Below are 22,739 nucleotides of genomic sequence, written 5' to 3'. Positions count from 1 at the left end.
AGGTGCAATTACTTGATGTTATTGATTAAGAATTTTCCCAGCAACTTATTATGACTAAGCCCAAAGGTCCTGTACTCACCTCTTGTGCCATTGCCGATAAAATTACCCGTTAGGTGTAAATATGAATCACACCTTCCATTGCGACCAATAATCAATATACCTTCGCTGATTTTATAAGATATCTCTTGGGTAATAGGGAAAAAATTTTCATCTGATGCAGTTACCGAAACAAACTTAATTTTTTTCCAATCACCTTCAATGCAGGAACGTGAAACTTTTTTAGTAAACTTAATGTGAGCAACACTGATGGTTGAATTATTTAAATTATTAATTTCAAGTCGCCAAGTTCCGTCTGGGCTGTGATCCGATGCGATTGCTTGACAGGGTAATGCAACAGTTATGAGTAAGAATAGTTGTAAAATATACCGAAGCATGAATATTGCACCTAACGCCTCACTAAGAGGCAAATAATAGTTGGTTAAAATAAGCGACGAAGGAGCAAAAACCAACTGTTATTTGTCCTTTTGAGTGACTTGTTATGTTTTAAATGTTAACAAGAACAATATTATTTTTTACTAGTTTTTATAAATATTTTATCGATAAGATAGTTACAAATTATAAGTAATAAAATAGTCATGAATATGAAAGAACCTATTAAAGTATAACTACCAAACATAAGTCCATTTTGTGCATAATGGATATTTTGTTCTGAGCCAGAAAATACTTTTAATGATAAGGGTATGTAAATTCCCATAAAGAGAATTCCCATTATAAAAAAGCCAATTTTTTTAATCATAACTCTGATTCATCCATGAAAACATAACAGCTTAATCATTAGAAGTGCGTATAGAACTTTTCAACATTAAGTATAACAACGCCATTCCAATAAGTTTTAAATTAATAATTTCATAAACTTAAGCTTAAATTAACTAAAGTGCAACAACAATTTTAGGCTAGAAACCAAGCCAATCGTCAAAGCGAGTCAAATATAGGGTCGTTATGTAAATTCACTATTATAAAAAACAAATAAAATCATATTGTTAATTACTATTATCTTCAGGAAACCAATACCTTGTTAAAAACAAAGCGAGAAATAATTTGAGTTTTTGGCATCTTGCCATTATAACTGTATAAATAACCAGCAATCAGGTTGGAGGATTTATTGATGGCTAAATCTCAATTTATCGAGTCAATTAGAACTGAGCTCAGAACCAAGCATTACAGTTATACAACTGAAAAATCTTATCTACATTGGGTTCGTACCTTTATTCGCTTTAGCGATTATAAACACCCAAAGGATATGGGGAATTCAGAAATTGAGCGCTTTTTAAATCATCTTGCTGTCAATCGGCAAGTCAGTGCAGCGACTCAAAATCAAGCGCTGTGTGCAATAATATTCATGTATAGATATGTCATTAAAAAAGAAATTACTGAGCTTGCATATTCGTTTACTAAACGGCAAAAAACCATCCCAACGGTACTGAGTACCCAAGAAGCGATGTCAATCATTACTAACCTGTCAGGCAAATATCAAATCATAGCCAGTCTACTATTTGGTGCAGGTTTAAGAATAAGTGAAGCACTAAGACTAAGGGTTAAAGACATTGATTTTCAAAATAAAAGTCTTTTTATCTTCCGTGGTAAGGGAAATAAAGATCGTTGTACAATGTTGCCTGAAAATTTAATTGTCCCGTTACAAGCCCAAATCGAAAACGCTAAGCAGTTACATCAACAAGATCTAAAAGACGGCTTTGGTCTTGCCTCTATGCCAATCAGTTTGATCAATAAGTACAAGTCTGCAGCCAAAGATACCGCTTGGCAATACATCTTCCCATCGAGTGTTCGCTGCATGCATCCACAAGATGGCTATATTTGTCGTCATCATATTCACGAAACCGCATTTCGAAAACAACTCAGACAGGCAGTCAAAAAATCAGCTATAGATAAACGCGTGACAGCTCATACTTTCAGGCATTCATTTGCAACTGAGTTACTGCGTTCTGGCGCTGACATTAGGACAGTTCAGGAACTGCTTGGTCATAATGATGTAAAAACAACTGAAATTTACACGCATGTTATTGGTTCTAAATTTGGCTATGCTCGCAGCCCGCTGGATCTGGCGTACTAAAATAGTCAAAATTCTAATAGAAAACTAGGTGCTTGCTTTGGATCCGAGAGCTAGCTTTCAACTAAAAGCTAATTAAGATCTGCTTCTCACTCATAGCTGCCTGTCAGGTGAAAAATGAACCTATTATTCAATAACAGTAAAATATAAGCTACAGATATTGATCAGTACAATCGCTAATTCATAGCCGTCCATCCACTTTGAAATTTACGGCTCAACTTTAACACTCACTAATCCAGACAAGCGTGTATCCACCACTAAACTATCTTGATTCACCACTAAGTTATCTACACTGATATTTTCTAGCAATGCCAGTACCTTAACATCTTTATCTGTTGGTTTATTTAGCGCTTTGTTGACCTTTGCAATCCCTTCATCCACTTTATCGCCAAATGAATATCTAGCTTTTTGTTTTATGTATTCTCGGATCATTTCAATACGCGCAACCGAAACCAAACCATCTAAAATAGAGTTATCCGTATTGGCCTGATATTCCAAACTATCTAGCGTGATACTTCGGTCTAACTTATTTAGGCTAGGCTTACCTTCAAAAGCAATTGTCCCTTTAAAACTAAACCAATTAAAAACATCAATCCATCTTAAAAATCGAGAGCGGTTGTCATATTCAAGCGTAAGTTTTATCGCCAATAAGCCATTAGCGCTGCTTTGTATATCCGGGTTATAAACTTTTAATTTGCCTTCATTATCTAACTTCTTTTCATATCCATTTGGTAACTTTTGATTAATTGCATCCAGCATCTCTTGGTATGGAATAACTAAAGGCAAGCCAAGTGAAAAGCTTCCTTGGTTAAGCGGCTTAGTTTCACTAATATCCAATAATGGCGCTTTATGCTGAGCTTCTACTTCACCTAAGAAAACATCGGTATGCCCAGAAACATTAATTGTCGTTTTTATCGCTTGCTGAGTTATTGCTAGACCGGAGTAACCAATTAAATTAGGACTAAACAATAAGTTCAGCTTTGGATTATCATTTATTTCCACTGGTTCTTGAATTTTTTGCCAAGCCAATTCGACCTGTCGCCTTAATTTTAAATTCGCTAACATTTCGGGGATCTCAGCGACAAACTCATTCATCTTAGCTCGAATTTGAGGATCGACCTGCTTAGCAAAACTAATTTTAATCAGGCCAAATAGTTCCAAACTTGGCTTTTTATCCCATTTATAATCTGGGTTAACCTCTACCGACAAAGACCAATCAGCATTTAGTTTAGGTTTCGCAATAATATAAACGGTTGCAGCAGCATTAACTGTTTCGCTAATCCCTGCTTTCGCCGATACTTGTGCTTTTATCGGTATAGAAAAATGTAAAGCATCATTAAATCCAGCAAGTTTAATCTCACCATTACGCTTAACCCAGCCATTAAGGTCACATCTTAATTTAATGAATTTATTTTTAACGCAAATTCGATTGGGCTCATTGATATCTGCGAGTAGATCCGGCAGTGCGTCATTCAGCTTGGCTTCAACAAATTCCAAACTCACCTCAATAGGCATAGAAACGGTCGATTGATTGTTTGAATTTGTCATAGCATTGGCCGTACTTCCCAATAAAAACAGGATGAATAAAAATAGCACTGTGGTTAATTTGCTTAACCGCGAAAATAAATACAATGGTGTCGTTAATATTGTTAAATACAAAATAGGTAACCTGGGTAATTCATAGGGTAAAAATAAAATCTATCTTGATTAAATCTGATTTAAATCGGCTTGAGTCATTTTACTGACTTCAGCTAAGGTTGAACGCATCACTTGATTATTATATTGATGCAGTATTTTCTGGCTATTAAATAATTGGAAGCATTCGTATAAGCTAACCGCTGCAAGCAAAACCCAACCATAACTCGTAATGGTCAACAGTCCAATCACTAATAATGCAATATCGATCACAGCATTTAGATTTTTACCTAGATAAAAATGATGCAAGCCGACAATAAAGAAGTAATTAAGTGCCGCGTAAGTATCTGGGTCTTTTATCCTTTTTACTTCGAGCCGGTAATAAAGTTTTTTTTGGTTTGGCGAGAGCTCGGCAATTTGTTGTCTTAAAGCTTCTTCTTCATCTTTTAAAAATTGCTCATCCATAAATCTATTACCAATCAGTGAAGTGCTAGTTTAACGGATCATAAGATGTGCTTGGGCAATCGCTTTGGTTACAGCGACAAATTCGCTTTATGCCCAGTTTAACACCGCTAAGCACACCATATTTTTCAATCGCTTGGGCCGTATATTCTGAACAGGTAGGCGAAAAATTGCAGGCTAAACCAAAGTAATGCTTTGACCCCCCATTCACTTGATAGCGGCGAATGGCAGCTAAAATAGCGCGTTTAACCACGTTTTCGCCCTAAGGTTACAATCACGGATTCTCGACTCCAAAATAACCAAAACCTTTTATTTTCTATCACTTGAAATACCAGTTCCCAACCATCTGCAGCCTCTTGATTTAGGGTTGATTCCAACCTTTTAAGCGGAAGTCCGCTCGAGCCAAATAACAAGGTGCCACAGCCGCCTTCAACCACGTGCATTACTTTATATTCATCAAACCTAGCCATAATAACGCCATTTAAATTGATTAAACTCTGGAAAATCAAGCATAACAAGAGAATCTGAATTTAACCAATTTGCTTAAATCAAACTAATAGGCTTTCTCAGATAATAACTTTTTCCAACCTATAACGTTGGCCGGTCCGCCTTTTTTAATTTTTAAATTACGTAAAAAGCGACCGATCGCAAATCGACCGATTCCTGCTAATTTAATAATTTTATTAGATTCATCCACTACCCACTTAATTCGGGTAAGTCGATTGGATTCAAACTGAACTAGAGCTTGCTCGATCGGCATTTGAGCTAATAACTCAGAGATACAATTAACATCTTCCAAAGCTAACCCAACACCCTGCTGCAGACTAGGCGGACACCCGTGTAACGCGTCTCCAATTAATAACACCTTCTGCTGTACGGCCTTAACTTGGCTAACCGACTTCAACTCACCTACGACTATATCTTGCCTATTTAGCTGAGCAATCGCTTGCTGTACTGGCTGACAATAATGCTTAAACAGTGTTTGAATCGCTTCATGCGCTGCTTGGTTAAAATACGATTTATCTTTATCGAAAATTTGCGCATAACAATATACTTTATCATCCGCAATAGGATAAATCATAAAGGCGGAGTCGCTCCCCACATAATAAACAGGGTGTAAATTTTTTGTCGATATTTGCGCGGTAAAGCGCCAGTTAGTCACACCTGAATAATTCAATTCAGAATTTGGAAAAACCAGCCCTCGAGTTTTAGAGTTAATCCCATCCGCCGCTATCACTAAATCATATTGTGCTGTGCCGCCATGATTAAAGTTAACCAATACTTGTTCACTGCTCTGAGAGATTGAATCGATTTGAGTGGAGAATTTAACTTCGGCTAAGTCAATTCCAGCTCTAAGAATTTCCATTAATTTACCACGCATTAAAGCAACAAATGGCGCTTTATCACAAGGTGATTGCTTTAGCGAAGCCGATGCCAATTCTCTGCCATCAGCTAAAGCGTATTCAATGTCGAAAACTTGATGAGCCGAGTTGAGTAATTCATCTTTAAGACCAAGCTTGTCTAGCTCTAACACGGCATTAGCGGGCAAACAAATAGCCGCGCCATCTTGTCGCCAAGAGTCTGCCTGCTCTATGATATCAGGTGAAAAGCCAAAGGCTCTTAACTTGCGATATAAGCTAATACCCGCAATACCAGCTCCAACTATGAGTATTTTTTTATTTTTATTCATTTTTAATTGCCTAAAGATAGCAGAAATCCATTACCGATTTGATAGTCGCCACATGATAACAAATGATACCAGCCACAGTGTGATACAACTAATTAGATTAAGGACTTAACCTAAAATCGCTGTTATATTTGTGCGTAAGTTTTCAACCACTTCTAATTCAAACCAAGGGTTTTTCTTTAACCAGATCTGGTTGCGCGGTGACGGATGGGGTAACACAAAATATGGAATTGGATATTGGGTTTGATAAGCCTGCCAGTTTTTGACTCTTTCGGTTAAACTTAAATGCTTGTCTCCGAGGTAATATTTTTGCGCATATTGGCCTATAAATAAAGTAAGCTGGATATTGGGCATTTGAGTTAACAATAACTGATGCCATTTAGGTGCACATTCGGGTCTAGGCGGTAAATCGCCAGATTTCCCTTTGCCAGGATAACAAAATCCCATTGGCATAATGGCTAATTGACTTGAATCGTAAAAAGTCTGTTTGTCGATTCCCATCCAATCTCTGAGCCGATTACCACTCGCATCGTCAAAAGGAATGCCTGACTCTTGAACCCTAGCACCCGGCGCTTGGCCAATAATTAGTATTTTGGCGGAAGGATTTGCTTGTACCACAGGTCTAGGTTTATGCTGCAAGCTTTTTGCGCACAACTGACAGTTGCGAATATCTTGTAATAATTTATCCAAACAACACCAAATAATGAGTAAAAGTGAATTTATTAACCATTAAAACTTTTCTAATAACCAGTTTAGCCCTAATTGCATTTGCTGGAAACTCAATTTTATGTCGTTTAGCACTTGGCGAACAGCATGCAGATGCAGCTGGTTTTACCCTAGTTAGGTTGGTTTCGGCCACTCTGGTATTAAGTATTCTGTTATTAATGACAAAGTTATTTGCCAGTAAAAGTTCGTTAACTGAGACCAAGCCAATAAAAGCAGCTGAAGCTAAAGGTAGTTGGCTTGCCAGTTTAATGCTGTTTTTATATGCCGTTACTTTTTCATACGCTTATCTATTATTGGATACTGGCACTGGCGCTTTAATTTTATTCGGTGCGGTGCAATTAACTATGATAACCGCCAGCTACTTATCTGGAAAAAAATTAAATTTACATGAGTGGCTTGGGGTTGTAGTGTCTTTTTCTGGTTTAACCTACTTAGTCATACCAAGCGTCGCTACGCCTAATTTTTTAGCCTTTGTGTTAATGCTTATCTCTGGCATAGCTTGGGGAATTTATACCTTAAAAGGCAAAAATTCAGTGAATCCACTCAGCGATACTAGCTATAACTTTATTCGAACCTTCCCCCTAGTTGTAATACTGGCCCTAATTAGTTTTAAACAAATCGAAATGGATACTCTCGGCTTAGTTTACGCGGTTACATCCGGCGCTATTGCTTCTGGGTTAGGATATGCGATTTGGTATTTAGCCATTAAAAACATCAGTATCACTCAAGCAGGGGTATTACAATTATTAGTCCCCATTTTAGCAACCTTAGGTGGGGTCACTTTTGCTTCTGAACAACTTACAACTCGGCTAATTATTGCGTCAGTATTGGTTTTAGGGGGAATCGTTTTAGTTATTGCTGCAGGTAAGCTAAAAAGCCGCACTAAACCGGTAACGAGTTAGTGGGCTATTTTACGCTTGGTGTTTTCACTAAAAGACCAAGCTTTAAAATTAGAAGTAGTTCTTGGTATTCTGGTGTACTAGCTCACTTGCCATTAACTCAGATTTAGACCACCAGCTCAGCTCCGAATGCTGATTATCTTTATCAAAATGAATTGCTTCGGTCACACTCAATTTATAACCAAGCGCAACATAGTGAGTATTCACATCAGCTTCGTTTGCAAAGTTATCTGAGTAAATATGGTCATATGCCCCTAATAATTTGGCATCGTCAAAGTTTAAGCTTTCAATGCAGCTAGCACCTAATTCGGTTGTAACGATGCGCTCAAAAGCAAGCTGCAGGGTTTCATTTTTACGTATCCTACCACCTGGTACAAACCAAAAACCTTGAGCGGGTTTATTCGCTCTTTGCCCAAGTAAATAACGCTCATTTTGATCTTCAATAATTAAATCAATCGACACCAAAGGTGTTGAGTTGATTATGTCTAAAAACTTTATCTTATCCATTTTTTTACGTGTAGAAAATTACGACTTTAAATTTGGGCCTAGCTTAGCATAAAGCTCAATTCAAACGCATAATAGAGCTAAGCCTAAACATTTAACCACTTACGTTTAGGACTTTAGCTCTATACTAGCAGATTAAGCTGCATTATTTTTCGCTTTGGTTTGCTTGGTGCTTACATTTAGCTGAACTCAGTTTGCAAACTTCTTGTTTGCTTGCTTAGATTGCCTAGTTTGGTAAATCGCACCAAGTAACATAATCAAAGCAATAATCGCTAAGCATTGCCAAATAAAATCGTTATCTTCAGTCTGGCTTTGCTCTGTTTGTTTTTCCAGCTTTTGTCCTTCAACTTGCTGTTTGGCACTATCATTTAACGCAGGTTCTTGAGCCAATTGAGTCTGATTTTTCGCTTTTTGAGCCATAGCTTGAGCTGCCATATCCTCTGCCGTTTTAGCGGCTTGTAAAGCTTGTGAACCAAATCCCTTGGCTAATTCATCAACATGCTCTCTAAGTGCGTCATTTAACACTATCAAGTCATATTGATTGACAAAGTCGACATATTTTTCAACCAGTTGCTTCAAACGCTCAGGATCTGCTTGCCAGTAATCTTTTCGTTCGGCTTCTAACATGCGCTCCATCATTCTAGCGAGTGCTGTTGGATTAACTTCTTCAAACCATTCATCTAACCCTAGGTTCAATTTATCTTTTAGGTAAACATCCATAAATTCATCCCACTGATCATTTCTGACTAAATTAGGATCAACCACCTGCCAACCAAAAAAGTTATCGATTCTAGACGCCATAGATACTGCGCCTGAATAGCCTTCTTTTTGCATTTCAGCAATCCAACGAGGATGGAAATTCCGTGTTCTCAATTCTTTGGCCATAAACAAAGCGGCATCTTCTGCTTTTGCATTATTTGCATCACGTAAGTTAGCCACAACCATATCTGGACTTTTACCGTCTATATTGCGTACCGCTAGGCTTAATGCACCAAAGTATTCAAACGGGTCATCTGTACTTAACATGCCAAACAAGTTAGAAGATCGGGCAAACATGGCAAGGTCTGTCCCAGACAATTGCTTAGCGTATAGCTGTACGTCTTCCCCTTGCGCATTGACGGCTTTTTCTCCCCAACGAGAGCTATCTGGGCCAAAGAAATAGCCCATTTTGCCTAAGTAATTATCGGAGATTTTTTTATCGCTCTCCCAAGTATCACTCGCCCAAGTTGAGTCATCTACACCTGAACCATAATCACCTGATTGATTTGAAAACATACGAATACTTGATAAGTATTCAGCTTCATCGGCTGCAACGCCCTGTTCAATTAAGCTCTGCTTCACTTTTTCGCTGTTGATTTGAACAAAATTATCCCAGATAGAATTGCTCTCTTGTTTTAACTCAGCGACTTGTTTAACCGCTTTGGCTAAAAGTTGCATCACATTTGGAAACGCATCTCGGTATAACCCAGTTGCAGACATAACCACATCAACTCTTGGGCGTTTTAATTCGCTATAAGGGATAACTTCTGTGCCTATCACTCTACCATCTGGTGTCCATTTAGGTTTAACCCCCATGGCGTATAAGATTTGCGATTCAAGGACACCGTAATGGCGCATAGTTTCAATTGACCAAAGCGAAAATGCCATTTTATCTGGATAGGTATTATGCTTTTTCTGATAGTTAGCTATCATTTCTTCAACTAACTCTTGCCCTTGTTGATAAGCCGCAGGCGTTGGCACTCTTGATGGGTCAAAACCATATAGGTTATAACCGGTCGCCAATGATTCAGGATGACGGATCGGGTCGCCACCGGTTTTAACTGGAATATATTTAGCTTGTAAAAAATCAACCATGCTATCGAGTTCACGGATCCCAGCCATGTTTTGATATAGCTTAATGCCGCGATTTATTTGAGTTTGTAAGGCTTCATCTAAATCATCAAACGCTATCGGTCTGTTTGCTTTGTTATCTCCGTCTTTAATAATGTAATTTAATGCGGTTAAATATCCCGCTAATTTTTTGACAGATAAGCTTTTTAATTCATCACCTTGATGCGCTTGGGTTGCGTGTTCATGATCTGAGTGCTCATGATCTGAGTCTTCATCATGTTTATGACTTGTGTTGTGATAGCTATGGCTATGTTCTTCATCGCCATGCTCAGCATGTCTGGTTTCATCTTGATTCAAATAATTTTGATGTTCAAACTCGGTTGCTAAACCGGTGAAGTCACGGCCTAACATCTGCACTAGGGTAGAAATAACTAAGTCTTGCTCAGCCAATGCGCCAAAGGTATGTAAACCCAGTGGCTGGTTTGCAGTTGCCAAAGATTCCATGTGGCTATGTAAGAGACTAAAAAAGTCACTCCACTCAGTAGTCGAAGATAAAGCGGTTTCGATTTGAGTTTGATTCCAACCTATGTCGTTACATATATTAATTTCAATACACTTTTCTGCAATTAGTTTAGCTGTTTTCTGCTTAACACCGCCTTGGTCTAACGCTTTGTATTGATGCATCAGTTCATGTAAATCACTCATGTCACCGTGTAAACCTGCGGCGGCAAAGGGAGGCGTCATGTGAGAGATAACCGTTGCTCTACCGCGTCGCTTTGTTTGCATAGCTTCACCGACATCATCCACAATGAAAGGGTAGACGACAGGCGTATCCCAAACGGCAAGATTACCTTGATCATAAATTGAAAGACCGCGCTCTTTACCGCCTAAATATTCTTGCGAGCCATGCGTACCTAGATGCACTATGGCATCAGACTGCCAATATTGTCTGGCATAAAAATAGGCTGCGAGGTAAAAATGATTCATAGGAACGAGTCCCTGATGATAAATTTGGTTTTCGTCGTTTTTGTTATCTGAGCGCGAAGGCTGACGCATAACCAACATATTGCCGTTTCTAATTCTTGGCAAAATGAAATAGTCTTTACCGTTTTTTTCCACCGCCATAAAGTTTTCTTTGGGCTCTCCCCAGTGATCACGGATTTCCTTGGTTAATTCAGCAGGTAAGCTGTTAAACCATGCTAAATACTCATCTATTGGCATGAGTTCCGCTAGGTCTTGTTCAAGCAACTCAGTTAACTCAAAATCACGATAAAATGGGTCCAGAATTTTTTTGATATTTGCTGTGATGTATTGGGCATCGCGTTCACCAGTTTGATAACCTTCGGCTGCGAGTCTTTGACTGATAGCTTCAATGCTCGCTGGAATATTCATAAATGAAGCACCAACATCTTTATCGCCCCAAACAAATACAGTCAGCTTTTTATCTTGGTTCGCTTTATATTTCAAATTAGCGACATTAACCGCCTTGTTGACCAAGTGCTCTAATTGATAGCTAATAATTTCTGTGGTTTGTGTTTTTCGATCCGTTGCCGCTACAACCATAGGATCAACCACACCTGCGGTTTCGGGTAAAACGAGTGTAAATGCCATCATACCTGGCGCAACGCCTTGCATATCAGCTTCCCAAGCTTGTTGGTCGCCGGAATAATATGTCATTGCCTGCATAACAGGTACGCCAAATTGCTCAAATTCGAGCTTACGTTTGTTCGCCCAATGAATATTCCTAAAGTTAATAATGAGATCAACTTCTGTTTGCTTACCAACTAGGGTGCCACCTTGCTTTACTTCGCTTTGGAGTAAATGACTATAGTCGCCACTAACAGGGCTTAGCTCAAAAAAGAAAGGTACAACATAAGCACCTTTAGCTTCCAATAGGGCAATAGTGGTGTCTATTAACTGAGTTTGTTCGGTTTCAATCAAGGCTCGTTGCATCAGGAGCGCAATCTTGGCTTGATTTGCTTTTGGCGCAGACCATTGTTGATATTCAGCTAAACTTTCACTAATCAGCTTAGCTTGGTTAGGGTGATAAATACCCTGAGTTGGGAATATAATAGGCTCAGGAACAGTGGCCGAGCTCGGATTACGATGCCCTAATAAATTATAGGCAATATAACTCAGCATGTTATTTAAATTAGCTAGGCCTGCATTTTTCCAATAGCTTTGTAAGGTTTGCTGCTGTGCTTCGCTTATTCCCTTTTGCGCAGCTTGATTATCAAGCCAATTAAATGCGATAAATTTGGTTTCTGTGTTGGCAATGCTGGTGATAAAAGCTTGGTATGTTTTACTCGCTTCTCGAGGCGACACAGCATCTAGCACGACTAAATCATATTGGCTAAATAGGCTTTGTGCTGCTGCCATATCAGTCAGGTCTTTGGCGTTTTTCTGCTTAATATTCCATACTGCGCTTGGGTTATTTAATGCAGCTTTATGCAATAATCCAACCTTGGCTTTATTAGAATGTGCTGCACTCACAAATAAGATATCAGCGGCTTCATTCGCCTTTACGGTTAATGACCAGCAGCATAATGCCACCAGCATTAAACTAAATCGGGTGATTATTTTCATATTTATCTCTTATGGATTAGGTGTCTATAGATATAAGGTCAATTAAATTGGGGTAGAGTATCGAGTTAGAGTAGAGTCTGAATCAAAGCTCTGGCAACCAAGTAAACTCAGCCCAAAAGATTATTGGACTGAGTTGCTAAGTTAAGCGGCTTTGTTTTGCTTGTGTTGGGCAAACTGAATTACTTTATGGCTGTGATGCTTACCCGCTTTAGCACTACGAACTTGGTAGTAACCGCCAATAAGCATGATGAGTAGCATGACAAATAACGACTGATATAAGAATGAATGATCAATCTCAATATTTTTCTGATTTTGCTTTTCTAGCTTTTGGCCTTGTACTTGCTCTGATTCAGCTTGGCTGTTAGCCGCAGGTACAGCAGCCGCTAAATCCAGTGCTGCCAATTGCTCTGACAAAGGTTGTTGGCCAAATCCAGTTAGTTTTTGATCCATATATTCATTGAATTTATCGTTGTTAGTCGCCACATCAAACTGCACGGCTAACTCAGCATAAGTTTCAACTAGCTTTTTAACTGTCTCATCATCTGTTTGCCAATAGTCTTTACGTTCGGCTTCTAACATTCGCTCGATGATTTGCGCTAAGCTTTCAGCGTTATTATTTTGGAAAAACTCACGCATATTCATTTGATATTTATCATCCACATAAATTTCAAAAAATTCTTGCCATTGGTCATCACGGATCGCTTCTGGAGTCATCACTTCCCAACCCCAAAGGTTATTAACCCTGTCTAAAATAGCAGTCGCGCCTGCGTATCCAGAATCTTGCATGGCTTTAATCCAACGCGGGTGGAAGTAGCGTGAACGTAATTCTTGATTGACAAATTCGGCTAGGGTCTGGGTTTTAACTTGATCTTTTTTACGCAAGTTAGACACATACATTTCAGGTGTTTTGCCATCTAAATTACGCACAGCTAAACCAATACCACCAAAATACTGGAATGGGTCATCATTCGTCATCATGGCGTATAGATTAGTTGAGCGTGAAAAGATAACACCTTCAGTACCCGACAATACCTTGCTATAAAGATCGGTTTCGCCCATATTTTCACTCCAGCGAGTTTCATCTTTACCAAAGGCAAATCCCATACGGCGTGTGTATAAATCGGCAAGTTTACTATCATCTTCCCATGTACCTGACGCTAAGCTGGCGCCAGCTAAACCAGTACCATAATTACCCGTTTCGTTCGAGAAAATACGAACTGACGACAAGTAATCAGCATCTTCTTCCGTTTTACCTTCTGCGATTAAGCTTTGTTTTAATTGGCTTGCATTACGATAAACAAAGTTATTTTCTTCTTTCATCTTAGCTACTGTATCTATCGCTTCAGCTAACCATAGCATCACATTAGGAAAAGCATCTCGATATAAGCCAGTTGCAGAAATAACTACGTCGATACGCGGGCGTCCTAAATCTTTATATTCGATAACCTCAGTGCCGCTAACATTGCCTTGGCGGTTCCATACAGGCTTTAAACCAAGTGCATGAAGGATTTGCGCCTCTAACGCGCCTTGATGACGCATGGTTTCGAGTGACCATAATGAGAAAGCTAACTTTTCTGGATAGCGACCATGCTTGGCGACATAGGCGTCTATGGTTTGATTCATTAAGCTAACACCAGCAGCGTAAGCTTCTTTGCTCGGCACTTTAGCAGGGTTAAAACCAATTAGATTACGCCCAGTTGGTGCGGCATCCGGGTTGCGAATAGGGTCGCCGCCATGGCTAACTGGAATATACTGACCATCAAGCGCTGATAATAGACTTTCTATTTCACTGATGGCTTGAAAATTATCCCAATACACTTTTGCTTGTTTGAGGTCTGCCTCTAACTCAGGGGTTAAATCGGCTAGTTTTTGGCCTGACTTTTCAGCAGATAAAAATGCTTTTAGTAATTGGAAACCTTCTAAACTAGCTAATTCAGCAACCCCTAATCTTGCCATCTCTTTATCCGCGTCACTTTGCTGCTCGGCAGACATTTGATAAACAAGGCCATTCTCCTTTTCATAAACCGCTGCACGAGCAAGATATTCGTCACCTAGCATTTGCAACATAGTGGTATATAAATGGGCATCTTTAGGGAGCACACCAAAGGTATGAACACCTAACGGTTGGCTCATCTGTGCCAGACTATTTAAATGATCTTGCATGGCTGCAACATAATTCGCGAAGTTAGCTTTAAGCTCTGCTTCGTCGATAGATTCGCCTGAATTAGCAGATAAATCTTTAAGCATATCGAGCTCAATCGCCAGCTTGATAATTTCGGCTTCGGTATTGGCTTTGGTTTGACCCGCCTCTAACATCATGTAGTTGGCTAATTTTTCATTTAATACCGCTACTTCGGCATATAAACCAGCCTTGGCAAACCCAGGCGTTAAATGGCTAATCATAGTTGCACGGCCGCGGCGCTTAGCTTGCATAGCTTCGCCCACATTATCAATTATATATGGGTAGAAAACCGGTAAGTTGCCAATCACTAGATTAGGTGCATCATAAACTGATAAACCTCGCTCTTTACCCGATAACCACTCCTGTGAACCATGAGTGCCTAAATGGACAAAAGCATTAGCACCAAACTGCTGGCGGGCATATAAGTAGATAGCTAAATACGAATGATTTGCGGGCTCTTTAGTGTCGTGATACAAAGCTGCGCTTTCTTTTGCGTTATCGCCACGTAAACCTTGCGGCATGATTATCATGTTACCTAAATCCATACGCGGAATAACGTAAGCATCGACTTTTTCGCCGTTTATCGTGGCTTGGCGTAACATAGCGCTTTTTTCCGGCGCTCCCCAACGTTCGACAATAGGGGTTCTGACATCTTGCGGTAATTGATTAAACCAAGCTAAATAGGTACTGAGCGGCAAGTAATCTGCTAACCCTTTATCAATTAATCCTTCTGCATCTTCATCACGATAATAAGGACGTAGTAATAAACCAGCTGATTCGATCAACCAATCTCTTAATTGACCTTTATCACCCATGCCTTGATGCGGAAATTTAATTTGATAACCTTGCTGAATCATAGCTTTGGCAATTTGCTCAATAGAGCTAGGCACATCTAAAAAAGCCGCGCCGATATTTTTCTCGCCTGGAGGGTAATTCCAGATAAAAGTCGCAATCTTTTTATCACTATTATCAATATGGGCTAAGCGTGCATGATTATAGGCGCGCTCAACTAGGGCATTCATTTGATAAGGAATAACCACTTTGTTTCCCGCGTTTTCGCCTTCTTTTGGGCTAGCCGCGATTATGGTTGGATCTGTGCTGCCTGTGTCTTCTGGCATCACTAAAAAGAAAGGCGTTAATGAAGGTGAAATACCCGCATTATCCGCTTTAAAATCTGCCTCACTGCCCTCGGTATAATTCATAGCGTGTATTACAGGAACACCAATTTGAGTAAATTCCTGACGACGCTTTTCAACATAGTGCAAAGCACGGTAATTAATCAGTAAATCAACTCTAGCTTGATTATTATCGTCTAGTAATAATTCAGGGTAGGTTAAATTTTCATCTTCCCCTTCAAAGAAAAAACCAAATGCTTTTGCGCCTTTAGCTTCTAATCCTTGGATCATGGCATCGACAATTTGCTGCTGCTCATAATCCACAACACTACGATGCATAGCAATCGCTACTGTAGGTTGCTTGGCGGTTTCATTTTCAGCAAGCTTTACTAGCTGGCGTTGGTTTAGCCAAGTATAAAAATCAGCTTCATCCTTGGTCACTAGCGTTTTATAGTCGGGGTGATAAACACCTATATTTGGCACTATATTCGGATTAGCTACCATAACACTGGGCTTAAACTCAATAAACCGATAAGCAATGTAATCCATCATGCTGGCATAATTGTTTCGCCCTGCATTTTTAAAATAAGCACCAATCGTTTGATGATCTTGCGGCGCTAAACCTTGGTTCATGCTTTGGTTGTCTAAATCACCAAGTGAAATAACGGGCACATTAGGCATTTGCGTTAACCAAGCCTGATACTTAGCAAACATAAACTTAGACAAGGCTGGGTTAATACCATCCATCATGACTAAGCTGGCATTTTTCCAAATGGCTTTAAGTTCGTCGTCGGCTAATTTTGTCGTTGTGGTAATCACGAATTCAAAATTTTTGCCTGCAGCCAGCTTCTCTAATAAGTCACTCTTTGCTTTAGCCGCATGCGAGGATCCGAGTAACAAAATCTGGGGTTTTATCGAATTGGATGCTTGATGAATTTTCGGCTCAACGCTTGAAGTTGGCGTATTCGCCAGCGATTGAAATATAGCGAGTAAACTAACCATTGCAATCGCTAACATTGGGATTAGTTTGGTTATCTTTTTCATGTAAATTTGCTCAGTAAAGTCGGTTATCTCGACCTAAAATGGGAAGGTCGAGATAATTCGACCTTGTGCAAAGGGGATTGTTTTCCAGTAGTAAATGACTTTACTCTTTAACGTAAATAATAGAGCCGTCTGCCATTTCATAAGCTGTACCGGCCTTTTTACCAGAACCACTACCTGTCTCACCTTGGCTTTTAAAGCTTTCTATTTTGTTCCCTTTTTTGACAATTATCTCCATATTGTCTTTGCCTTCATTCTTAATCACAGTCACATCTTCCGCCATGAAAGGATTAAGTGGGTTTTGCGCTACCGCAATTAGCAAAGCTGCCACAAGAACTAAAAAAACATCGACCAAGTTAACGACGGATAAAGCAGGGTTAATACCTTCATCTTCATCAAGCAGCCGCATTTTGTGCTCCAAGTTCAGTTGCTGATGTCCCTTTCACATTATTTTCTTGACAGTTCGCTTTAACCTTGTCATTTTGGTTTTCAGCTAATAGCGGGCTTAATGCAACTAATTCTTGCGCTAACCAACGCTTCTTAACGCTCGCAATCCAAAAGGTGATTGAGGCAATAACCAACCCAAAAACAACCGCTGAGAAAGCGACAATTAGGTTTTCACTGATCCCTTGAATATTGCCGTCAGCTAAACTTTTTAGCGCAGGCCCCATAGGAACCATAGTCGCAATTAAACCTAACATAGGCGCAAGGCGACTGACATTTCTAACGCCTTCTAGCTCCTCTAAAGCGCTCACATCAAGTTGATCTTTAGTCACAGCATTATGCGCATTCGCTAATTGTGCTAATGGATACCCTGCAAGATTTAAATCCGTTTTTTCACCCAGTTTGGTATGGGTAAATTGAAAGAAATTAGCGCGGTTTTGTTTGCGCTGTATACTCTGCATTATGTAGCAGCCCGTTGCAAATAAAGCGTAAATAAACAACAAGGAGATAAGCAGTAACACAGGTGCCATAAAAAAGTCTGACAACTGATACATGAGTTGTTCGATTTGAGAAATCATAAAATCCTACCGACATAAACAAGAATAAGAAATGGGTAATGATAACTACCATTACCCATTAAATGTTAAAGAGCAGCAGCTCGGAATGAGTAATTGCCAGAACCACCTTGGCTGTCGTAGTAACTTGTAATTTGGAACTTGTACGTAGCACTTGAGGTTTTAATTAAATAAACCCCAAATTGAGAGTAAATACCGTGCGCAATACCACCTTCAGGTGCATAGGTGTACCAAGGTAAAGCTTTAAATGCGAACTCAGTGACTTCATTCGGCTGGAAGTTGTAATGCACAATCGAATCACGAGGTATGCCGGTAAAAAGGTTGTCAAAATCGCGTCTTGCAGTTGCATCATCGGCGATATCTATTTCAAAGTCAGCACCCGCTGTGCCACATGGCAGGCTAATATCCCAAGCATCTGTTGAGCTTACGAGGTAACTAGAGTCATCAAAATCAATATAAACACCTGAGTAATTATTACATGCATCTGTCGCATCCAGCATAACTTCAGTTTCTGTGGTATCAAACGCATCGGCACTTAAACCTTGATTGGCAAATTTAAGCGTTAAGTTTGTTATAACGAATCCAGATGTTGTTATATCTGTCACTCTAAATTTAGTGATAGTGTCATCTGAATTTACAATAAAGAAATTGTCTTGGTTAGCCGATACTTGATGGCTCGTCGTGTTATAAGTATAAAAACCGCCGCTACCATTAATAATTTTTTCGTTGCTATCAACAATAAAAGCATCTGCTGCTGTTGGGATTGACGCAGTTGAAACGGCGTCAAAATCGGCTAACTCAGATTCAGCAGTGGCATTAACAAACGCTGAGTCAATTCGAGTTCCAGCAGCATCAAAAAAGTCAGCATTATTGCCGGTGAAATATAAGCTAACCGGTGCCTGAGTATTGTTGTAGTTCAGATAAACATCTGTACCTTTAAAAGCTATGTCCCAGTCCGTATTGGTTGCTGCTTCTTCATCCGTTAAAGTTATTTGAGTCATAGTTTCTAAATCGAAGTACGCAAAAACACGGTTCGGAAAAGCACCTGTTGATAATGGACCGTAGATAGTATCAACGGCTGGTTTATCATTATTATCAGTTACGTTTTCTGAATCTGAGCTACCACCACAAGCTGTTAAGGCTAAAGCTGCTAATACAGAAAGTGATAAATTAGTGTTAAAAGTCATATTCTCTCCAAAAACGATGGGTAATTAAATTTGGTTATTAAATGGGTTAAAAAGTAAAATCCATGCCGAAGTAAACATACCGACTGGTATTATCTCTGGCATCGAAAAGTGTTGGTTCAACTGGGCTTTGGTGCGTATCAAAAATATTTTCAACGCCAAATCGCCAGCCAATGAATTTGTTAATTTGTTGATTAAGCTTAAAGTCGACCGTTAACCACTCGTTATCTAATTGATTAACTGCGGTTTCTTGACCATTTATAAAAATAGTCTTGTCAAAGTGTTCGTTGCTTTGATAAACCAGATATAAAACGGCGTCTAAGTCCCAGTTAATTTGGCTATAGCCCAAATTAGCCTTAACTTGATGATATGGTCGATGCTTCAAACGTGTGTGATTGCCGTCTCTAGCATCTAAATAGCTGTAGCTAACTTGGCTGTACCAAGTGTCAAATCTCAGTTCAAAGCTAGTATCGACCCCTTGCATAGTTGCGCGGTCAATATTGTTATAAACCGAAATGTCTAAGCCTTGATCGCTAGAAAGGATTGGGTCGTTAAAAGATTCGATAAAGTTATTTGCTTTTGAATAATGCAGGTTCAACTCAGATTTAAGCTGACCACCGGCTAACAGACCAGAGTTAACTTCGGTCTGAAAATCCCAAGTAGAGTTGGCTGACCAAGAATTTTCTGGTTTTAAATCTGGATTTCCCAGTACCATGTAGCCTAATGCCGAGTGATCAAATTCATATTTCAGTTCTTTTAAATTTGGCACTCTATAGCCTTGGCCTAAACCAAAACGCCATTGCAGCTTATTATCGTCTTGCGACCAATCCCACATACCACTTGCTCTAACGGCGCTATGAAAACCAAATTCAGAATCAAGCTGAGTACGAATACCAACTAATGCCTGATATTCATCATTAATCCAGTTAGCTTGAAGGAAGCCTTCGATACTTTCACGAGAAGAAGGCTCAATTTCATACTTACCTGAAACTAAATTAACTTGAGATAATTTATCTTGGTGCAATACGCCACCTGCGACTATCTCGGCTTCGCCGTTTAAGTTAATGTCTTTATTAGTAGCTTGGCTAAACAAAGCGAGCGGGTTAGTAAAGGAGAAGGCTAAATCAGAGTACTTCCAGACATGCTGAGCATTTAATTCATACAACTCGATGTTGGCGTCTCGTTTAGTTGCCGAGCCGCTAATTTCATCGTGGCGCATCATTCGTGCATTTAACTGCCAACTTGTATCTGCGATCCTGTGACTAGTTTTATCGAACACATCCTGACCCATAGAAAAATCGATTTGATGCTGGTCAACGTCCGAGGTGTAATAAAGTAATTGTATTGGGCTAGAGCCAGGTACGCTACCGGTTGCTCTTGCCTTTTCTTCACTAAAAAATTGATATTTAACTGAGGTTTTGATGCCTGAAATTTTGCCGTTGCTAGCAAAATTAAAAAATGTTTTATCTAATTGACCGGCATTTTGTTGTACATTTTCAGGTTCAAGATCAAACCCAGGTGTTTCTTTGACGAGCAAACTCGCTCTATTTATCCAGTTATGCAGCTCAAAATTAGTCGTTAACCTGACTTGTTTAGCCAGTTTATTTTTTTCAATTTCGTTTCCTAGATAACGACCGACTTCTAAGTCTATCTTGCTATAAGGTTCAAAACTGTCACTGTCCATTTGCTTGGTAATAATATTTATCACACCGCCCATGGCAGCACTGCCGTACATAACCGACGCTGCCCCTCTAATGACCTCAACTTGCTCGATATCATGCGCGCTGATTTGATCTAAATCGACAGCGGAACCAGTTGGCGAAATAAGAGGTTGGCCGTCAACTAAAACCAAGACATTGTCGCCATCAAACCCTTGCATCTGGATGTTATATCCATCTTTCGCATTTCGAGTAACAACAACACCAGGAATAAAGTTAAGCGCTTTAGCAACTGTGCTGCTTGTCAGCACTTTCATTTGAATCGCGTCAATTACATCCACTTTAACGGGTGAATTCGAAAGTAATTTGGGTGTACGAGTGCCGGTTACAACAATAGTCTCTGTGTGATGCTGCTGGTTTTTCCGCAACTCTTGGTGACTTTTTAGTGTGTCTGCAGCTTGAACTAGGCTAGTGCAGGTAAAAAATACAGAAGCTGAGATTAGGGATTTTTTAAATTTCACTTAAATACAAATGAGAATAGTTTTCAATTGCAACTATAATACACAAACAACCCATTAGATACAAATGATAATACTTATCAGTTGCAATATTATTACCCGGTATTTAAGTTAGCTGGTTTGTTTATGTCTTTCTTGCTACATTTGTTTTATTTGCACTAATGAATAGACAGATGATGAAAATAATTCCCTTAACGACTCTAACTGTAATAGCCTTTTGGCTGACGGCGTGTACAACAACTGCATCTTCAAACTCCCCTATCAGAGTTTCAGATGCACAAACAGCAGAGGTTCAATCTGCGAATAATCAGCAAGCTAAGATGAAAAATGTGTCACAGGCAAGAAAAGTAGCAACGGATGCAACTCCTATCGCTAGATTTGCGCCTAGATACCCTGCAAGCGCAGCAAGAGGTGGCATAGAAGGTTGGGTTAGTATGAGCTTTGATATAAGCCCAACAGGCAAAACCATTAATATAAAAGTAATAGACTCTGTGCCCGATGGTGTATTTGATCATCAAGCTCAACAAGCATTGAGTAAATGGATTTATAAACCTAGAATAGTGAATGGTGAAGCCGTTATACAATCAGGATTAGAAGTTCGCCTAGACTTTAATCTTGGCAAGTAGAATATACTTAAGCTTGTGTTCAAATAGGCTAATCAGTTCTATTTGAACCAAGTTAACTTTAACTCTGGATAAGAAATTATCAGGAAGAATTCCCTCATCAAAGCAAGTTGTTATTCCGAGTTAAGCTCACTTAATAATAGTCGTTAGCAAAAATAATTATTAAACCAATAAACTCACGAAAAATATCCATCAAAAGTGCTTGCCCCCTAGGGTGTGATGATCTTTTGAGTGCAATTTTGCAGCAGTTTGTTTGAGATTTAGGCAAAGTATAGCGATTGAAATGTAGTGAGTGCACATAAAACGCCAACACACCCTAGTATTCCATATCGTTTTTGAGTAAATTAGCGCTCCTATTTTGTCTTCAGATCTTTGCCTCGGAATTATCATGCTAAACACAGTATTACCAAAGTTAGAACAACTTGTAGAAAGCTTAATTGAAAAGAACCAAACCCTATCACAAGAACTCAATCAAGCTAAATCTGAAAAGGCAGAGCTAGAACAGAAGATCGCAACTTTAATCGACGAAAATGAAACAATTCAATTAGAAATGTTAGAGCAAGAAGAAAAGCATAACGATTCAATTAATCAAATTAACCAACTTTTATCTCGTCTTGAACAAGCAACCGCATGAGCCAACAATTAGATATCACATTATTAGATAGAAAACTGACCGTCGCTTGCCCTGCTGGGCAAGAAGATGCTCTGCTTGAATCTGCTGAAATCTTAAATAAAAAGCTAACTGAGATGCAAGCAAAAACCCCTAATGCAAACCCAATTAATGTCGCTCTCATTGCCGCATTAAACCTGTGTTACGAGTTAAACGAAAACAAGCAAAAACAACAAAATGAAGAACTCGATAATCTAGTCAAAATAGAGCAATTGTCTGAAAAAATATCTAAAGTCTTATAACCCTAAATAACCTTAACTCGATGTATGGACTCC

At 39.2% G+C, this 22,739-nt stretch carries 19 protein-coding genes; 5 read left to right on the top strand and 14 right to left on the bottom strand.

Going from position 1 to position 22,739, the window contains the following annotated elements; translation table 11 throughout:
• Positions 1-8: 8 nt before the first annotated feature.
• Positions 9-434 (bottom strand): hypothetical protein, encoded by a 426-nt coding sequence (locus XM47_RS16900; protein ID WP_048695194.1) that lies wholly within the window; start codon positions 432-434, stop codon positions 9-11.
• A 731-nt stretch (positions 435-1,165) separates the two neighbouring features.
• Here XM47_RS16900 and XM47_RS16890 point away from each other — a divergent pair.
• Positions 1,166-2,128 carry an integron integrase gene (locus XM47_RS16890; RefSeq protein ID WP_048695190.1) on the top strand — a complete coding sequence of 321 codons (963 nt, stop codon included), beginning with the start codon at positions 1,166-1,168 and terminating at the stop codon, positions 2,126-2,128.
• A gap of 204 nt (positions 2,129-2,332) precedes the next feature.
• Here XM47_RS16890 and XM47_RS16885 read toward each other — a convergent pair whose 3' ends face one another.
• The 6 genes from XM47_RS16885 to XM47_RS16860 all read right to left on the bottom strand — a co-directional run bounded on the left by XM47_RS16885 (position 2,333) and on the right by XM47_RS16860 (position 6,599).
• On the bottom strand, positions 2,333-3,673 hold the full coding sequence (locus XM47_RS16885) for a DUF4403 family protein (RefSeq protein ID WP_149865546.1): 1,341 nt from the start codon (positions 3,671-3,673) through the stop codon (positions 2,333-2,335).
• 159 nt (positions 3,674-3,832) lie between these two features.
• Positions 3,833-4,225: a TM2 domain-containing protein gene (locus XM47_RS16880; protein WP_048695185.1), complete on the bottom strand. Its 393-nt coding sequence runs from the start codon at positions 4,223-4,225 to the stop codon at positions 3,833-3,835.
• A 25-nt stretch (positions 4,226-4,250) separates the two neighbouring features.
• Positions 4,251-4,475 carry a membrane protein insertion efficiency factor YidD gene (gene yidD / locus XM47_RS16875; RefSeq protein ID WP_048695183.1) on the bottom strand — a complete coding sequence of 75 codons (225 nt, stop codon included), beginning with the start codon at positions 4,473-4,475 and terminating at the stop codon, positions 4,251-4,253.
• Positions 4,468-4,692, bottom strand: coding sequence for a DUF4177 domain-containing protein (locus XM47_RS16870; RefSeq protein WP_048695180.1), 225 nt, complete (start codon positions 4,690-4,692; stop codon positions 4,468-4,470). Before XM47_RS16870 ends, yidD begins: the two co-directional genes overlap by 8 nt.
• 83 nt (positions 4,693-4,775) lie before the next feature.
• Complete coding sequence (locus XM47_RS16865; RefSeq protein WP_048695177.1) at positions 4,776-5,912, bottom strand: FAD-dependent monooxygenase; 1,137 nt, start codon at positions 5,910-5,912, stop codon at positions 4,776-4,778.
• 105 nt (positions 5,913-6,017) lie between these two features.
• Positions 6,018-6,599 carry a uracil-DNA glycosylase family protein gene (locus XM47_RS16860; protein ID WP_048695174.1) on the bottom strand — a complete coding sequence of 194 codons (582 nt, stop codon included), beginning with the start codon at positions 6,597-6,599 and terminating at the stop codon, positions 6,018-6,020.
• Between the two features lie 23 nt (positions 6,600-6,622).
• Here XM47_RS16860 and XM47_RS16855 point away from each other — a divergent pair, with 23 nt between their 5' ends.
• Entirely contained in the window at positions 6,623-7,537 is a 915-nt protein-coding gene (locus XM47_RS16855; protein ID WP_245623494.1) for a DMT family transporter, read from the top strand.
• Between the two features lie 48 nt (positions 7,538-7,585).
• On the opposite strand, the gene XM47_RS16850 is transcribed toward XM47_RS16855, so the two are convergent.
• The 7 genes from XM47_RS16850 to XM47_RS16820 form a co-directional block, all read right to left on the bottom strand.
• Positions 7,586-8,041 (bottom strand): GDP-mannose mannosyl hydrolase, encoded by a 456-nt coding sequence (locus XM47_RS16850; protein ID WP_048695171.1) that lies wholly within the window; start codon positions 8,039-8,041, stop codon positions 7,586-7,588.
• A 186-nt stretch (positions 8,042-8,227) separates the two neighbouring features.
• The gene (locus XM47_RS16845; protein WP_048695170.1) at positions 8,228-12,454 is read right to left on the bottom strand and encodes a cobaltochelatase subunit CobN; all 4,227 of its coding nucleotides are present in this window, start codon (positions 12,452-12,454) and stop codon (positions 8,228-8,230) included.
• A 141-nt stretch (positions 12,455-12,595) separates the two neighbouring features.
• The gene (locus XM47_RS16840; protein ID WP_245623493.1) at positions 12,596-16,795 is read right to left on the bottom strand and encodes a cobaltochelatase subunit CobN; all 4,200 of its coding nucleotides are present in this window, start codon (positions 16,793-16,795) and stop codon (positions 12,596-12,598) included.
• A 100-nt stretch (positions 16,796-16,895) separates the two neighbouring features.
• On the bottom strand, positions 16,896-17,201 hold the full coding sequence (locus XM47_RS16835) for a DUF2149 domain-containing protein (RefSeq protein ID WP_048695167.1): 306 nt from the start codon (positions 17,199-17,201) through the stop codon (positions 16,896-16,898).
• Positions 17,188-17,814 carry a MotA/TolQ/ExbB proton channel family protein gene (locus XM47_RS16830; protein ID WP_078061950.1) on the bottom strand — a complete coding sequence of 209 codons (627 nt, stop codon included), beginning with the start codon at positions 17,812-17,814 and terminating at the stop codon, positions 17,188-17,190. Before XM47_RS16830 ends, XM47_RS16835 begins: the two co-directional genes overlap by 14 nt.
• A 65-nt stretch (positions 17,815-17,879) precedes the next feature.
• On the bottom strand, positions 17,880-18,998 hold the full coding sequence (locus tag XM47_RS16825; protein WP_048695164.1) for an HmuY family protein: 1,119 nt from the start codon (positions 18,996-18,998) through the stop codon (positions 17,880-17,882).
• 46 nt (positions 18,999-19,044) lie between these two features.
• Complete coding sequence (locus XM47_RS16820; RefSeq protein WP_048695161.1) at positions 19,045-21,174, bottom strand: TonB-dependent receptor plug domain-containing protein; 2,130 nt, start codon at positions 21,172-21,174, stop codon at positions 19,045-19,047.
• Between the two features lie 170 nt (positions 21,175-21,344).
• Here XM47_RS16820 and XM47_RS16815 point away from each other — a divergent pair, with 170 nt between their 5' ends.
• The 3 genes from XM47_RS16815 (at position 21,345) to XM47_RS16805 (ending at position 22,706) form a co-directional block, all read left to right on the top strand.
• Positions 21,345-21,797, top strand: a complete 453-nt coding sequence (locus XM47_RS16815) for an energy transducer TonB (protein ID WP_172656555.1) — start codon at positions 21,345-21,347, stop codon at positions 21,795-21,797.
• Between the two features lie 385 nt (positions 21,798-22,182).
• Positions 22,183-22,428 (top strand): hypothetical protein, encoded by a 246-nt coding sequence (locus tag XM47_RS16810; RefSeq protein ID WP_048695158.1) that lies wholly within the window; start codon positions 22,183-22,185, stop codon positions 22,426-22,428.
• Entirely contained in the window at positions 22,425-22,706 is a 282-nt protein-coding gene (locus tag XM47_RS16805; RefSeq protein WP_048695155.1) for a cell division protein ZapA, read from the top strand. The genes XM47_RS16810 and XM47_RS16805 overlap by 4 nt, the downstream gene beginning before the upstream one ends.
• Positions 22,707-22,739: the final 33 nt, after the last annotated feature.

It is taken from the genome of Catenovulum maritimum (assembly GCF_001050375.1).
Taxonomy (GTDB): Bacteria; Pseudomonadota; Gammaproteobacteria; order Enterobacterales; family Alteromonadaceae; genus Catenovulum; species Catenovulum maritimum.
This window is presented reverse-complemented; position numbering and strand designations above follow the sequence as displayed.

Excerpts from the sequence above, each read along its gene's own strand:
- XM47_RS16900 (WP_048695194.1), bottom strand. The coding sequence starts at position 434 with ATGCTTCGGTATATTTTACAACTATTCTTACTCATAACTGTTGCATTA.
- XM47_RS16890 (WP_048695190.1), top strand. The coding sequence starts at position 1,166 with ATGGCTAAATCTCAATTTATCGAGTCAATTAGAACTGAGCTCAGAACC.
- XM47_RS16885 (WP_149865546.1), bottom strand. The coding sequence starts at position 3,673 with ATGACAAATTCAAACAATCAATCGACCGTTTCTATGCCTATTGAGGTG.
- XM47_RS16880 (WP_048695185.1), bottom strand. The coding sequence starts at position 4,225 with ATGGATGAGCAATTTTTAAAAGATGAAGAAGAAGCTTTAAGACAACAA.
- XM47_RS16870 (WP_048695180.1), bottom strand. The coding sequence starts at position 4,692 with ATGGCTAGGTTTGATGAATATAAAGTAATGCACGTGGTTGAAGGCGGC.
- XM47_RS16865 (WP_048695177.1), bottom strand. The coding sequence starts at position 5,912 with ATGAATAAAAATAAAAAAATACTCATAGTTGGAGCTGGTATTGCGGGT.
- XM47_RS16850 (WP_048695171.1), bottom strand. The coding sequence starts at position 8,041 with ATGGATAAGATAAAGTTTTTAGACATAATCAACTCAACACCTTTGGTG.
- XM47_RS16845 (WP_048695170.1), bottom strand. The coding sequence starts at position 12,454 with ATGAAAATAATCACCCGATTTAGTTTAATGCTGGTGGCATTATGCTGC.
- XM47_RS16840 (WP_245623493.1), bottom strand. The coding sequence starts at position 16,795 with ATGAAAAAGATAACCAAACTAATCCCAATGTTAGCGATTGCAATGGTT.
- XM47_RS16835 (WP_048695167.1), bottom strand. The coding sequence starts at position 17,201 with ATGCGGCTGCTTGATGAAGATGAAGGTATTAACCCTGCTTTATCCGTC.
- XM47_RS16830 (WP_078061950.1), bottom strand. The coding sequence starts at position 17,814 with ATGATTTCTCAAATCGAACAACTCATGTATCAGTTGTCAGACTTTTTT.
- XM47_RS16825 (WP_048695164.1), bottom strand. The coding sequence starts at position 18,998 with ATGACTTTTAACACTAATTTATCACTTTCTGTATTAGCAGCTTTAGCC.
- XM47_RS16815 (WP_172656555.1), top strand. The coding sequence starts at position 21,345 with ATGATGAAAATAATTCCCTTAACGACTCTAACTGTAATAGCCTTTTGG.
- XM47_RS16810 (WP_048695158.1), top strand. The coding sequence starts at position 22,183 with ATGCTAAACACAGTATTACCAAAGTTAGAACAACTTGTAGAAAGCTTA.
- XM47_RS16805 (WP_048695155.1), top strand. The coding sequence starts at position 22,425 with ATGAGCCAACAATTAGATATCACATTATTAGATAGAAAACTGACCGTC.